The organism is Erythrobacter aureus (assembly GCF_003355455.1).
GTDB classification, from domain to species: Bacteria; Pseudomonadota; Alphaproteobacteria; order Sphingomonadales; family Sphingomonadaceae; genus Qipengyuania; species Qipengyuania aurea.
This window is the reverse complement of the sequence record NZ_CP031357.1, coordinates 303,257-317,699: the sequence shown is the minus strand read 5'-3', so window position 1 is coordinate 317,699 and position 14,443 is coordinate 303,257. Positions and strand designations below refer to the sequence as shown.

Here is a 14,443-nt window from a genome sequence, read left to right as displayed (position 1 = left end):
GGGCGATGCGCGCGATCAAGCGCTTACTGGCCGCGACGATCGCCGCGCTTGGCTCTGCGTTCGGCACGCATGGCTTCGCGCGCGGCCTGGCGTTCGGCCTTGGTGATCTGGCCGTCGCCATCGGCATCGGCCTTGGCAAAGCGCGCTGCGATGGCCGCGTCGAATTCGCCGCGAGTGATGGTCTTATCGCCATCGGTGTCGGCCATGCGCATCATTTTGCGCGGGCCATGGCCGCCACGGCCACCCCGCATGTCTTGACGCTTGCCACGGCGTTCCGAGCGCGCCTCTTGCATCGCTTTCAGCTCGTCCCGAGAGAGGCCGCCCGAATTGTCGGCGTCCATCCGCGCGAAACGCGTGCTCATCCGTTCCTCCCGGCGCTCCATGCGCTTGGCACGGCGTTCGTCTCGGCGTTCCATGCGCGCCTGATGCATGGCCTTCATTTCGGCCTGTGAAAGCTCGCCATCGCCATTGGCGTCCGCTTGGGCGAACATCGCCTCACGGCGCGCCTGACGGTCTTCGGCATCGATCACGCCGTCGCCATTGGCGTCCATCCTGGCGAAGGCCTGATTGCCGTGGGTACGCATTTCGTCGAGCGTTACGACCCCGTCGCCATTGGCATCGGGATTGGACTTGCCGTGATGATTGGCGAGCGCGGCCGTACCGGTCAGCGCCAGCGCGGCGGCGGAAAGAGTGAGGACGGTCTTGTTCATTGCAATTCTCCAAAGGTCTGGAGAGCTGCGACGGACCAGGGGTCTGAGGGGGAGGGACTTGAGAAGCCCGCCGCAGCTCGTGTCCCCGTATCTAGGGCCGCAATGTCGCAGTTCTATCCCGAACCTGGGCTGAATTGTAACGCTTTGCATCATTCAGCCCGGTTCGTTCAGCGCCGCGAAAGGCGTGCGACGGCTCAGACCTTGTCCATCACGCCTTGTCCATCAAGAAGGCGTTGAGCTTGTTGCCGTCGGGATCGCGGAAATAGGCGGCATAGAACACCATGCCGTTTTCGTCCGGCTCCCCGCGCGGCCCCGGTTCGCCTTCATCGCTGCCGCCATTGGCGAGCGCGATGTCGTAAAGCCGCTTGACCTGGTCGCGGTCCTTGGCCTGCAGCGCGACCATGGTGCCATTACCGACGCTGGCTTCCTTGCCGTCGAAAGGCTTGGTCGCTGCGATCCCGGCGCCGCCGCCCGCTTGGCCCCAGGCGATGAAGCTGTCGAACTCCATCATTCGCCCAACGCCCATTTCGGCGGCTATGGGATCGTAGAACTTGGCGGCGCGCTCTAGGTCGTTGGTCCCGAAGGTGACGTATCCGATCATGGCAATGCTCCTTGATGTGGCGATTCGCGACCGCTTGCGGGGAACATTACGGGAACGAATGCCCTTCTACAAGGGTGCGCATTCCGTTTTCAGCCATGCAAGATCCTCGCCTTCGAGCTGAGGAGAGAGGATGGCGAAGGTCTTGGCGTGATACGCGTTCCACCAGTCGATCTCGGCGGGCGTAAGCAGGCCCTTGTCGACCAGGCGGCGATCGAGTGGCACGAAGGTCAGCGTCTCGAAGCCGAGATACTCCCCTTCGCTTGCGATCCCGGCCGGCACGACCAGCACCAGATTCTCGATCCGGATGCCATAGGCGCCCGCTTTGTAATAGCCGGGCTCGTTCGACAGGATCATGCCTTCGCGCAAGGGCGTCTCGGTGCCGGGGAAGGCGCCGCCGGGCTTGGAGATGCGCTGCGGACCTTCGTGAACCGACAGATAGCTGCCGACCCCGTGGCCGGTGCCATGGCCGTAATCGACCCCGCCATTCCACAGATGCATCCGCGCGAGCGCATCGAGCGCGCCGCCGCTGGTGCGGTCGGGAAATTTCTGCATGTCGAGCTGGATGTGGCCCTTGAGGACGCGGGTGTTGCGCTCGATCATTTCCGCGCTCGGCTCGCCCGGCCCGACCCAGACGGTGCGGGTGATATCGGTGGTGCCGTCGAGATACTGGCCGCCCGAATCGCACAGGTAGATCGAGGAAGGCGGGATCGGGATATTGCTCTCTTCGTCGACCTTGTAATGCGGCAGCGCGGCATGCGGACCGGCGGCGCTGATGGTGTCGAAGCTCGCATCCTTGAGCACGCCGCCCGCCTCGCGGAATTCGCGCAACTTGGCCGCCGCGGTCAGCTCGTCGATTTCACCCGAGGGCGCATGAATCGAAATCCAGCGCAGGAAGCGCGACACCGCCGCCCCGTCGCGGGCCTGTGCGTCGCGGTGGCCCTGCTGTTCGGCCGGGTTCTTGATCGCCTTGGGCAGGACGGTGGGGTCGTCGGCGCGGACGACGGTGGCGCCGCTTTCCGCGAGGGCGTGAAAGATGCCCGCGACCGCATGGTTCGGATCGACCGCCACGGTCTTGCCCTTGAGCGCTTCGAGCGAGGGCACGAAGTCCGCCCGGTCGCGCACCGTCACTGCATTGCCGAGATGTTTGGTCAGTTCGGGCGTGACCTTCTCCGGCGCGATGAACAGCTCCGCCGTGCCGTCCGCATGCGCGAGGACATAGGACAGCGCGACCGGCGTGTTGTCGACGTCCTTCCCACGCATATTGAGCAGCCAGGCGACCGAATCGAGCGCGCTGATGACGGTCGAATCGTAGCCCTCGGCCTTGAGCCAGTCGGCCACCTCGGCGCGCTTGTCCGCGCTCGAACGGCCCGCGTGCTCGTCATCATGCGGCACCGCTGGCACGAGCGAGGCCTCTGGCCGGTCGTCCCAGATCGCATCGATCGGATTGCCCTCGACGGGAACCAGCTCGATGCCCTTTTTTGCGAACAGCTTGTGCGCTTCCTCGGCCCAGCCGATCCCATGGAGCCAGGCATCGTAGCCGATCCTGGCACCCTCGGGTGCGTGCTCGGCGATCCACTTTGCGGGTGAAGTGGCGGGGACGTCCTCGTAATCGTAGAGCGTGCCGTCGACCTGTTCGCGCACCTGCACGGTGTAGCGGCCGTCGGTAAACATCGCGGCTTTGTCCTTGAGCACCGCGGCGCTGCCCGCGCTGCCGCCGAACCCGGTCAGCCAGTGGAGACGCTGCGCATAGGCGCCGACATATTCGCTCATATGTTCGTCGGAGATCGGGATCACGAAGCCGTCGAGCCCGCGCTTGGCGAGTTCGCGGCGCAATCCGTCGAGACGGGTTTCATAGGTTTGCATCAACACGGCGGAATCCTTTCATCGAGGCCAGTCGCAGCTTGCGCGACTGGACGCTTGCGGGCCACGGCGTGGCCGCATAATCACTCCCCCGTCATAGTCATCCGCGGCGCCGCTTTCCAGCTTTGCGCCGCGCCGGGAGGACCGATCATGCCTTTCACCCGATACGCCGCGTTCCTATCTGCCGCAGCACTGGCGCTTGGCGCGCCGCTCCACGCCCAGACTTCCGAAGGGACCCAAGTGACACAGCCGACTTCGCCGCCGACTGCCGAAAAACGCGACCACAGCTATTCGCATCACGGAATCACCATTGCCGATCCCTATCACTGGCTCAAAGACCAGTCCTATCCGACAGTCGACGACGAGGACGTACTTGAGCATCTGAAGGCGGAAAACGCCTGGTTCGAAGCGCGGATGGAGCCGCACCAGCCGCTGGTCGACGAATTGTTCGGAGAGATGAAGGCGCGGATCAAGGAAGACGATTCCACCGTGCCGCAGCGCCGTGGCGACTGGCTCTACTGGTCCGAATTCGAAGAGGGCGCCGAATATCGCAAATATTACCGCAAGCCGGTGGCAGGCGGCGATCCGGTGCTGATCCTCGACGAGAATGAGCTGGCCAAGGATGTCGAATACTTCCGCCTGGGCGCGTTCTCGGTCTCGCAGAACGGGCGCTATCTTGCCTATTCGGCCGACACCAACGGGTCCGAACGCTTCACCGCGCGGATCAAGGATTTGCAGACGGGCGAGTTGCTGCCCGACGAGATTCCCGGCACGCTTTCGGGGCTGGTCTGGGTCAAGAACGACACCGCGCTGGTCTATGGCACCGCCGACGACAACTGGCGCGTCCACGATGCGACCATGCATGTGCTGGGCACACCGGTGAGCGAGGATGTCGAGCTCTATCGCGAGACGCAGGACGAGGGCTTTCGCGTGGGCAGCGGCCTTTCCGCGCAGGAAGACTGGCTGATCGTTTCGACCGGCGACAACGAAACCAGCGAGGTCCGCCTTGTCCCCGCAGACGATCCGACTGCCGAGCCGATCCTGGTGAAACCGCGGACCAAGGGTGTCGAATACGATGTCGATGTGCGCGACGGCACGCTGTGGGTCCACACGAACGACGATCACGTCAATTTCCGGCTCGCCACCGCCTCGCTCGAGACGCCCGGCGAATGGACCACGCTGATCGCCGGATCGGACGAATTCTACCTGACCGATTTCGACCTGTTCAAGGACTTCTACGTCACCGAAGGGCGCCTGCGCGGGCTCGACCAGATCCAGCTACGCTCCTATGCCGATCCAGCTCTGGTCAAGCCGGTCGCCTTTGCCGAGGCAAGCTTCAGCGCCGGGCTCGATAACAATCCCGAATACGATCAGGACAAGCTGCGCATTTCCTACGAGAGCATGGTCACCCCGGATTCGGTTTATGACTACCATGTCGCCAGCGGCGAGCTCGAACTGCTCAAGCAGCAGGAAATCCCGAGCGGCTACGACGCAGACCTCTATACTACCGAACGGGTCGAGATCGCGGCGCGCGACGGGACGATGATCCCGGTCAGCGTGGTCATGCGCAAGGACCGGCCGCAGACCGGGCCGCTGCATCTCTATGCCTATGGTGCTTATGGCTATGCCGTGCCGCCGGGCTTTTCGACCACGCGCCTCAGCCTGATCGATCGCGGTTTCGCCTATGCCATCGCGCATATCCGCGGCGGCGACGATCTGGGCCGCAAGTGGTACCTTCAGGGCAAGCTCAACGAGCGGACCAACACCTTCAACGATTTCGTCGATGTGGCGAAGGGGCTGGTGGCCAAGGGGTATACCGAAAAGGGCAGGATCAGCATTTCGGGCGGGTCCGCCGGGGGCGAGCTGATGGGCGTCGTCGCCAATACCGATCCCGATCTGTGGGGCGCGGTGGTGGCGCATGTGCCTTTCGTCGACGTGCTCAACACCATGCTCGATGCGGACCTGCCGCTGACGCCGGTCGAATGGCCCGAATGGGGCAATCCGATCGAAAGCAAGCAGGCCTTCGCCTATATCCTCAGCTACAGCCCCTACGATCAGGTGGTGGCGCAGGATTATCCGCCGATGCTGGTGACGGCTGGGCTCAACGATCCGCGCGTGACCTATTGGGAGCCCGCAAAATGGGTCGCCAAGCTGCGCGAGCTGAAGACCGACGATAACGAGTTGCTCCTGAAGACCAATATGGGCGCCGGGCATGGCGGGAAGTCAGGCCGGTTTCAGTCGATCCGCGAAACCGCAGAGGAAGTCGCCTTCATCCTGTGGCAGATGGACATGACCGAGTGACGGCCAGGTTCGAAAGGACCTTCACCGCCGGGGCCGAGCACATCGACGAGCTCGGCCACGTCAACAATGCGGTGTGGGTGCAGTGGATTCAGGACATGGCCACCGCGCATTGGGATGCGGTGGCCCGGCCCGAGGATCGTGCGGCGTTCTTCTGGGTCGTGACGCGTCACGAGATCGATTATCGCGGCAACATCGATGCAGGCGAAAGCGTTACCGGCGAGACCTGGATCGAGGGGCCTGCGCGGGGCGCGACCTCGCTGCGCCGCGTCGATTTCCGCAACGATGCGGGCAAGGTCATAGTCGGCGCGGCGACCACCTGGGCGATGCTCGACCGGGCGACGGGGCGGCTGGCGCGCGTCCGGCCCGAAGTGCTTGCCGGGTTCCTATCGGGATGACCGATTCAAAGAATCCCGGCCTCCGAGACCAGCCCTCAGGCGGTGACGGCGGTTGGGCCTTCGGGGACGAATAATGAGAGGCGCTCCATCACTACTCGGTCACGGCCGGCGCATTTCGCATCGTAAAGCAGCTTGTCGGCGCGCGAATAGAGGCTGGAGAAGTCGATTTCCGATTCATTCGCGAGGGCCGAGAAATCGACCAGCCCCATGCTGGCGGTTACGGGATTGTCGAGCTCTTCCATCTCCAACAGGAGATGTGTGGTGATTGCACGGCGGCGCTCCTCGGCATTGCTTGCGGCATCATCTCCACGCAGAAGCAGCAGGAATTCCTCCCCGCCGATGCGAAACGCGGCAATATCCTTCTCGTTCTCGCCTTCGCGCAACACCGACGCAACGCGTCGCAGGACTTCGTCACCGACTGGGTGACCATGCATGTCGTTGATCGACTTGAAGAAATCGATGTCGATAAGGGCCATCGTATCGAACCCATCGGCAACCATGGTTTCGAACCGTGCCGACAGCGCGCGCCTGTTCGCCATGCCAGTCAACTGGTCGCGCTCGCTCAGCGCCTCAAGCACCCTGGCTTCGTCCATTGCCTGATCGCGCTGGCGCCTGATGATCATGAAGCGATCGGCCACTGCCACTGTGGTGGCGATGACCTCGATCAGCAGGAAAGAGCTGTGAAGCACCACATTTTCAACGAGTACCATAGAGCCGAAAACAAGGAGGGAAAAAATCTGCAAGGGCAGGAAGGAGGCAAAGGGAGCGAGGCCTAGGACGAGATATTTCGCAGTGTTGCTGCCGCGTCGCCACGCGACCGCCAAAACGTAGAAATAGGATCCGAAACCGATCAAGGCGAACAAAAGATAGACGATTTCGAACACAAGATTGCTCACTTCAAGCAAATCCAGGGTGCTCAATCCGACATTAAGCGCGGCCAGAGCGAGAGCGATACGCAGAATTGTGCGATGTTTTGGATCGATATATTCCGGCTTCACAAAACTGTTTGCGAACATGATGATCGTCAGCAGCATGAAATCGATGCTGAGATATTCGATCATCAGCTCGGTCTGTAGCGAGACGAGGCCGGTGAGCGCCGTCAAGCCGGAGGCGGTCGCACTCTGCGCCACAGCGGTGAGACAGAACAGGGCGTGATAGAGCGGGAAAGGCTGGCGCAGGACGCGATAGTAGATGAGATCGAATATGATCGGCGCGAACAGTATCGCGCAGATCATCGCGGCGAATATATGCACCCACCCCGCCACCAATACGACCGATGGCCGATCGTTCAGCGACGCCTCGACAAAGGCGTAAGGGTAATCGCTGCCGTCGACCGTCACTACGACGGCTTCGAGCGGCGTGGAAGACTCAGGCAATTGCGCTATCGAACGCGAGCTGGATATGCCGAGCTGCAAGTCCCTTTGAGCCAGGCTTTGCGATACCGCGCTGCCATCACGCCCGATGGCGGAGATCGAAAGAGTCTCGAACGCGTTCCGCTCGAATTCGAAGTAGCGAGGGTTTGCTTGCGCGGAAGGGCGATTGGTCAAGTCCAGGCGGATGATATGGCGTTCGGCATCGAGATCCATATCGTCATCGCTGCAGTTCCAGCCTCCGGGATCGTCGACCAGATCGGCATAGGATATCGTTTTCGGCCCGGAAATGTGGCAGATCGATCCCGGCGCAAAACCGGATTGCGCCACCACCACGCCAGGCAAACCAACCGCTACCGCGAACAATGCGGCCAAGAAAAGCTGCCGGGCTTGCAGCCAGACGACGCGAGGGATGCGTTTCACGCACCCACGATAAAGCCAAAGCGTTAACGCCGGCTTATATCACCGTAACCATGAATTACCGGGTGAGCTCCGCCACCGGCCGATAGTCGTAGCCAAGCTCGCTGGCGACCGCTTCATAAGTTACTTCGCCTTTGTGAACATTGAGGCCTTCGGCAAGGTGCGGATCGGCAGCCAGCGCATCCTTCCAGCCCATCCGCGCGATACGCAGCGCATGCGGCAGGGTGACGTTGTTGAGCGCATAGGTGCTTGTACGCGCTACCGCGCCCGGCATGTTGGCGACGCAGTAATGGACGATGTCGTCGACCACATAGGTTGGATCGGCATGCGTGGTCGGCTTCGATGTTTCGAAACAGCCGCCCTGGTCGATCGCGACATCGACCAGCACCGCGCCTTTCTGCATATCCTTGAGCATGTCGCGCGTCACCAGCTTGGGGGCCGCAGCACCTGGGATCAGCACCGCGCCGATGACGAGATCCGCATTGCACACGGCGTCATGGAGATTGGCGGCGTTGGAAAAGCGCGTGCTCGCGCGCGCTTCGAAATGGGTGCCGACTTTTTCCAGAACTTCGGGATCGCGGTCGAGGATGGTGACGTCCGCACCGAGGCCGACCGCCATCTGCGCGGCGTTGAAGCCGACCACGCCGCCGCCGATCACCACGACCTTGCCCGGCATCACGCCCGGCACGCCGCCCAGCAGGACGCCGCGCCCGCCATGCGCCTTTTCGAGCGCGGTCGCGCCCGCCTGCACGCTCATTCGCCCGGCGACCTGGCTCATCGGCTTCAAGAGCGGAAGCTGGCCGCGCGGACCGGTGACGGTCTCGTAAGCGATGGCGGTGACACCGCTGTCGACAAGGTCCTTGGTCTGCTCCGGATCGGGAGCGAGGTGGAGATAGGTGTAGAGGATCTGGCCCTCGCGCAGCTTCTTGCGCTCGACCGCCTGCGGCTCCTTGACCTTCACCACCATCTCGCATTCGGCGAAGATCGCGTCAGGCCCGTCGACGATCTTAGCGCCGGCGGCGACATATTGCTCGTCAGTCGCATCGATGCCGCAGCCCGCCTCGGTCTCGATCCACACCTCATGCCCCTGCATGACGAGTTCTTTCGCGCTCTCGGGCGTCAGGCCCACGCGGTATTCGTGATTCTTGATTTCCTTGGGGCTGCCGATGAGCATGGGGAGGACTCCTTAATGTGCGCCCGCCCGTTACAACTGCAACCAGGCGCGGGCAAGCCCGCCGCTATCCCTGTCGGTTTAACGGGCGGTCGTGGTCGACCAGGCGGCGCTCACCGCATTGCCTTGGCCCTCGCTGCGCGTGTCGACGAAGCGGGCGTCCTCTCCAAGCACCGCATTCAGCTCGTGGAGCGCCTCGTCGCTGCCGGAAAGGGTAATGCGCAAGCCGGTGCGCTTCGCTGCCCAGCCGATCAGCGCCAGCCGCGTGGCATTCTCGGCATCGAGGCCATCCTCGCCCACCGTCACTTCGGGCAATGCGGTAAGGGGAGGCCGCAATTCGACCGTCCAGCCGGGTACCGTGCGTTCGAGCCTGCGCTCCAATTCACGATAGCCCGCCAGGGTCAGCCCTTCGAGCGGTTGCGCGGTGGCTTGGGCGCGCTTGTTCTCGCGGTCGAGCAGGACATCCTTGCGCTCGACCCCCGCGATCAGCGCCAGACTGCGCGCCAAGGCGGCGATCTGGCGTTCGCTGGCCTCCGCGGCTTCGCGGGCGCGGGCGCGGGCCAGTGCCGCCTGTTCCGCCGCGCCAGGATCGGTGCCGACCTGGAACTGGTCGATATTGACGACGACGGCGCGCCCCAGCCGTTGCTCCAGTCGACGTGCCACTTCTGTATCGGCATCGGCGTTGAATTCGGGTGTGAACACGCTGGCCGATACCGTCACCGGATCGGTATCCCAGTTGACGACCGGCTGTTCCACCCGCGCGCGATTGGTGAAGGCTTCGGAAACCTCGTGGTTTACGATTCGCTGCCCATTCGCCTCCCAGGCGATTGTCCGTAACGAAAAGCCGAGCGGTATGGCCATGGCGACGAACACCGTCAGGATGATGATCGATGCCAACCTTCCCTGACGGTTCGTCACACCCGACTGGAAGCCATAAAGGCGTGCCATGACCGCAGCGGTGAGGCCGATGGTCACCAGGTTGGTGATGAACAGGCCCAACGCGCCGGCGAACACCGTCCAGTTGAACGTTGCCAGACCGAAGCCGACCACGGCGAGCGGCGGCATCAAGGCGGTGGCAATGGCCACGCCCACGATCGTGCCCTCGCGCCCGCGGATCACTGCATAGGAGCCTGCCAGCGCCGAAAACAGCGCCACCAGCAGATCGAACAGGTTCGGCCGGGTGCGCGAGGCGATTTCCTCGGTCACCGTCTGCAAAGGCGAAAGGAATACGATCAGGGCGCAGAACAGGATTGCGAACAGCGAGCCTGCGGCCAGTGCCTTCCCGCAGCGCCTCAGCCAGTTGGCATCTCCCGTCGCCAGCGAAAATCCGGTGCCGATGATCGGGCTCATCAGCGGCGAGAGCAGCATGGCGCCGATGACCACTGCGGGCGAGGACAGCAACAGGCCGAGTATGGCGATCCCGGCGCTCATCGCGGTCATGAAGATATAGCGGCTGGTGAGCAGCGATTCGCCGCGCACCCGTTCGATGGTGGCGACATGGTCGAGATCGGCGATCACCCCGTCGCGCCACCACATGCGCATCTCGGCCAGCGCGCGCAGGATCGTCCAGCGGCTGATAGGACGGCGCTTGGCCTGGCCGTCACCATCCGTTTCTTTCGGGGGCGGGGCGCTGGCAGCAGTGTCTGTCACGGTAGCCATGGCCGCGCGGCTTAGCGGCATAAAGCGCGGAAGTCGTGCCAAATTTGCGGTGCGCGCCGATTGCTGGTGCTGCAGCCAGGGGCTAGATCGGATTGCCGTCCTGGTCGCGGAAGATTTCGCGGCGACCGACATGGTTGGCGGGGCCGACCAGACCCTCGGCTTCCATTCGCTCGATCCATTTCGCCGCAGTGTTGTATCCGACGCCCATCTGGCGTTGCAGCCAGGAGCCGGAGGCTTTCTGGTTCTCGATCACGATCTGGCAGGCCTGGCGGTATTTGCGCTCGTCGGGATTGTCCGAAGCGGTGAATTCGTCCTCGAAATTGAAGCCGCCGTCCTCGGGTTCCTCGGTCACCGCGTCGACATAATCCGGTTTGCCCTGCGCGCGCCAGTGATCGGCCACTCGTTCGACTTCCTCGTCCGATACGAACGGCCCGTGCACGCGGATCATCGCGCCGGTATTGGGTTTGTAGAGCATGTCGCCCTTGCCCAGCAGCTGCTCGGCGCCCTGTTCGCCCAGGATCGTGCGGCTGTCGATCCGGCTGGTCACCTTGAAGCTGATGCGGGTGGGCAGGTTGGCCTTGATGACGCCGGTGATGACATCGACGCTGGGGCGCTGCGTCGCCATGATCAAATGGATGCCGGCGGCGCGCGATTTCTGCGACAGGCGCTGGATCAGCACCTCGATTTCCTTGCCGACCGTGACCATGAGGTCGGCCAGCTCGTCGACGATCAGCACGATCAGCGGCAGCGGCTCGTAATCGAGCTGCTCTTCCTCGTAGAGTTCCTCGCCGGTCTCGGGATCGAAGCCGGTCTGCACCCGGCGGCCGAGCGGCTTGCCCTTCTCGGCCGCCTTTTTCACCTTTTCGTTGAAGCCCGCGATGTTGCGCGAGTTCACGCTACTCATCATGCGATAGCGTTTTTCCATCTCCTCCACCGCCCATTTGAGCGCGCGGACCGATTTGTGCGGTTCGGTAACCACCGGACTGAGGAGATGCGGAATGTCGTCGTAGCTCTTCAATTCGAGCACTTTGGGATCGATCAGGATCAACCGGCATTCGTCGGGCGTGAAGCGATAGAGCAGCGACAGCAGGATCGCATTGAGGCCGACCGATTTACCAGAACCCGTCGTACCCGCGACCAGCAGATGGGGCATGGCGGCAAGGTCGGCCACGATCGGCTCGCCGGCAATATCCTTGCCGAGAATCATCGGCAGGCTGCCCCGGCTATCGACGAAGGCGGCGGAATTGGCGAGCTGCTTGTAGCTGACCATCTGGCGGTCGGCATTGGGCAGTTCGATCCCGATCACGGTCTTGCCCGGAATGGGCGAGACGCGCGCGGAGATCGCGGACATATTGCGCGCGATATCCTCGGCCAGACCGACGACGCGGCTGGCCTTGATGCCGGGCGCAGGCTCAAGCTCGTACATGGTCACCACGGGGCCGGCGCGTACGGCGGTGATCTCGCCCTTGACGTTGAAATCGTCGAGCACGTTTTCGAGCAGGCGCGCATTGCGTTCGAGCGCCATCTTGTCGAGCTTCGGCGCGGCGCTGTCGGGCGCGTCGTCGAGCAGGTCGTGGCTCGGCAACTGGTAGTTGGCGAACATATCGCGCTGCTTCGCCTTGGCCGGCTTGGGCTGCGCCGGAGTAGGCGCGGGATCGGCGATCTCGGGCGCCCGGCGCGGCTCGCGCATGGCGACCGGTTCGGGATCTTCCTCATCTCCCAGCGGCTGCTTGGCAGGTTTCTGTTTCTTTGGCCCCAGTGGCAGGTCGAGTTCGGGCAGTCGCGCCTTGCGCTTGACGAAATCGGGCAGGGTGAGGAACTGCGCCCAGTCGATCGCGAAGACGCGGGTGACCAGCGCGATCCCGCCGCCCAGCGCCACCAGCGCGAGCGCCAGCACGATCCAACCGGCGAAATCGCCGCCGAAGCGTTCGGCCACCGCCTCGATCGACAAGCCGCCGAGCTGGCCGAACAGGCCGCCGACCCCGGCGGGCAGGTTGCCGGTCGCCGGATCGACCATCAGCGCGAGCACCGTGCCGAGCAGCACGATGGCGGCCAGCAGCATGGCGAAAGGCCCCCACCAGCGGCCCGGTGTTGCTTCCTCTTCCTCCTGCTCGACCCCGGACCACAGCCTGCGGGCGGAGATGTAGAGCAGGGGTAACAGCAGCACTGCCGGAAGGCCGAGGAAATTGAGCGCGCGTTCGCTGGCCCAGGCACCGCTGGCGCCCATCCAGTTGCGGATATCCTCGCCGCTGGCAGCGGTCGAGGGACTGGGGTCGGTCTGCGTGTAGCTTGCCAGTGACAGCGTCAGAAAGACGAGCAGCATGAACAGCAGCCCCGCGCCGGCCATATGCGTGGCGCGGCGGAAGGAGCGGCGGAAGGCCGCGCGCCAATCGGGTGCTGCGCTTGCGCGCGAAGCCATGTGGGTTCCCCTGATCCGTCGAGAGCGCACAGTATGAATCCTCGGGGACTCCGAGGTCAAGCGGCGTCTGTTTCGGTTCGCCTCAAGCGCCGACGTTCGCATCCGCTCACTTGGCTATCCTCGCTCCTTGCAGTCGCCGCGGGCGGGGGGTCGCCCTTGCTTCCCTTCGGTCGGAGATGAACCGAGTCCGTCGATCGCGCCCCAGCGTGGCCAATCGAGTTCGCGGGCTCGATCGTGGGTCATGCCGCCCAGAGCGATGACCGGGACCGGCGATTGCTGCGCGAGAACATGGAAGCCGTGCACGCCGAGGGTCGCACCGCCCGGATGCGAGGCCGTGTGAAAGACCGGCGAGAGGAAAATGCCGTCCGCCCGCGCGGCGATGGCGTCCTGAAGCTCTTTTCCATCATGCGCCGTGGCGAGGCGCAGCCCTTGCCCAAGGCGCTCGGGAACGCCGTAACATCCATCCGCCCCCCAGTCCTCCTCGCCGGACAGAATTACCATATGCCCCAATTGGCGCGCCAGATCGGCCAGTTCGTCGAAACGGGCGCGCCGGGCCGCAGGATCGAGGTGATAGTGGCGGAATACGAAGCCGGATCCTCTCGGCAATGCGCGCAGCGCGCCCTCCAGCCCCGCATCGTTGCGCTGGTCGCTAAGCAACCACAATAGGGGGAGGGACTGGTTTCGTGTCACGCACACGGTATAGCGCGGCGTGATGGAAAAGGCAGAGACTCCGCTTCAGAAGGTGCAGGCGAATATCGTCAAGGCCTGCAAGATCGCTCACCGCGAACCCTCGGAGGTCACGCTGATCGCGGTCAGCAAGACGCATCCGGCAGAGGCGATCGAGCCGTTGCTGCGCGAAGGCCAGCGCCATTTCGGCGAGAATCGGGTGCAGGAAGCGCAAGGCAAATGGCCCGCGCTGCGCGAGGCGCATCCGTCGGTGCAACTACACCTCATCGGCCAATTGCAATCGAACAAGGCGGAGGACGCCGTGGCATTGTTCGACGTGATCCACTCACTCGATCGGCCTAGTTTGGTGAAGGCGCTCGCCAAGGCGATGGACAAGCTCGGCAAACGTGTGCCGTGTTTCGTGCAGGTCGATGTCGGCGAGGAAGACCAGAAGGGCGGCTGCCCGGTCGCCGAGCTGCCTGCATTGCTCGAACAGGCGCAAGGCGCCGATATCCCGGTGGCAGGCCTGATGTGCATTCCGCCCTTCGATATCGAGCCCGCGCCCTTCTTCGCCTTCCTCGACAAGCTTGCCCGCGATCATGGGCTGGATGGCCGCAGCATGGGCATGAGCGGGGATTACGAAACCGCGATCAGGCTAGGCGCGACGCATGTGCGCGTGGGCACGGCCCTGTTCGGAGAGCGCGGCAAACCCGCCTAGCCCCACCCTCAAGTAGCGAAGCGGTAGGGGGAGGAGGATCCCCCACCCTCAAGTAGCGAAGCGGTAGGGGGAGGAAGATCCCTCGCCCTCAAGCAGCGAAGCGATAGGGGGGAGGAAAATCCCCGCCCTCAAGTAGCGAAGCGGCAGGACGAT

General features: G+C 63.7%; 11 protein-coding genes. 3 read left to right on the top strand and 8 right to left on the bottom strand.

The features are described 5' to 3' along the window. Nucleotides 1-23: 23 nt before the first annotated feature. The 3 genes from DVR09_RS01515 to DVR09_RS01505 form a co-directional block, all read right to left on the bottom strand. A complete protein-coding gene (locus DVR09_RS01515; RefSeq protein ID WP_115415367.1) occupies nt 24-710 on the bottom strand; it encodes an EF-hand domain-containing protein in 687 nt (228 codons plus the stop codon). 208 nt (nt 711-918) lie between these two features. After that, the gene (locus DVR09_RS01510; RefSeq protein WP_115415366.1) at nt 919-1,311 is read right to left on the bottom strand and encodes a VOC family protein; all 393 of its coding nucleotides are present in this window, start codon (nt 1,309-1,311) and stop codon (nt 919-921) included. 66 nt (nt 1,312-1,377) lie between these two features. Then, nucleotides 1,378-3,180 carry an aminopeptidase P family protein gene (locus tag DVR09_RS01505; RefSeq protein ID WP_115415365.1) on the bottom strand — a complete coding sequence of 601 codons (1,803 nt, stop codon included), beginning with the start codon at nt 3,178-3,180 and terminating at the stop codon, nt 1,378-1,380. Nucleotides 3,181-3,321: 141 nt separating this feature from the next. Here DVR09_RS01505 and DVR09_RS01500 point away from each other — a divergent pair, with 141 nt between their 5' ends. Continuing rightward, the gene (locus DVR09_RS01500) at nt 3,322-5,472 is read left to right on the top strand and encodes a S9 family peptidase (protein ID WP_115415364.1); all 2,151 of its coding nucleotides are present in this window, start codon (nt 3,322-3,324) and stop codon (nt 5,470-5,472) included. After that, nucleotides 5,469-5,867, top strand: coding sequence for an acyl-CoA thioesterase (locus tag DVR09_RS01495; RefSeq protein ID WP_115415363.1), 399 nt, complete (start codon nt 5,469-5,471; stop codon nt 5,865-5,867). Before DVR09_RS01500 ends, DVR09_RS01495 begins: the two co-directional genes overlap by 4 nt. Nucleotides 5,868-5,902: 35 nt before the next feature. Here the strand turns inward: DVR09_RS01495 and DVR09_RS01490 are convergent, their stop codons facing one another. From DVR09_RS01490 to DVR09_RS01470, 5 genes are all read right to left on the bottom strand, one after another. Next, complete coding sequence (locus DVR09_RS01490) at nt 5,903-7,612, bottom strand: sensor domain-containing diguanylate cyclase (protein WP_234041509.1); 1,710 nt, start codon at nt 7,610-7,612, stop codon at nt 5,903-5,905. Nucleotides 7,613-7,715: 103 nt separating this feature from the next. Continuing rightward, nucleotides 7,716-8,831, bottom strand: a complete 1,116-nt coding sequence (gene ald / locus DVR09_RS01485; protein ID WP_115415361.1) for an alanine dehydrogenase — start codon at nt 8,829-8,831, stop codon at nt 7,716-7,718. A gap of 78 nt (nt 8,832-8,909) precedes the next feature. Further along, nucleotides 8,910-10,487 carry a DUF389 domain-containing protein gene (locus DVR09_RS01480; protein WP_115417721.1) on the bottom strand — a complete coding sequence of 526 codons (1,578 nt, stop codon included), beginning with the start codon at nt 10,485-10,487 and terminating at the stop codon, nt 8,910-8,912. Nucleotides 10,488-10,569: 82 nt separating this feature from the next. Beyond that, nucleotides 10,570-12,906 carry an FtsK/SpoIIIE family DNA translocase gene (locus DVR09_RS01475; RefSeq protein ID WP_115415360.1) on the bottom strand — a complete coding sequence of 779 codons (2,337 nt, stop codon included), beginning with the start codon at nt 12,904-12,906 and terminating at the stop codon, nt 10,570-10,572. A gap of 114 nt (nt 12,907-13,020) precedes the next feature. After that, nucleotides 13,021-13,596, bottom strand: a complete 576-nt coding sequence (locus tag DVR09_RS01470) for a thiamine phosphate synthase (RefSeq protein WP_234041508.1) — start codon at nt 13,594-13,596, stop codon at nt 13,021-13,023. A gap of 22 nt (nt 13,597-13,618) precedes the next feature. On the opposite strand from DVR09_RS01470, the gene DVR09_RS01465 reads away from it, so the two are divergent. After that, entirely contained in the window at nt 13,619-14,290 is a 672-nt protein-coding gene (locus DVR09_RS01465; protein WP_115415358.1) for a YggS family pyridoxal phosphate-dependent enzyme, read from the top strand. The last annotated feature ends 153 nt before the right edge of the window (nt 14,291-14,443 follow it).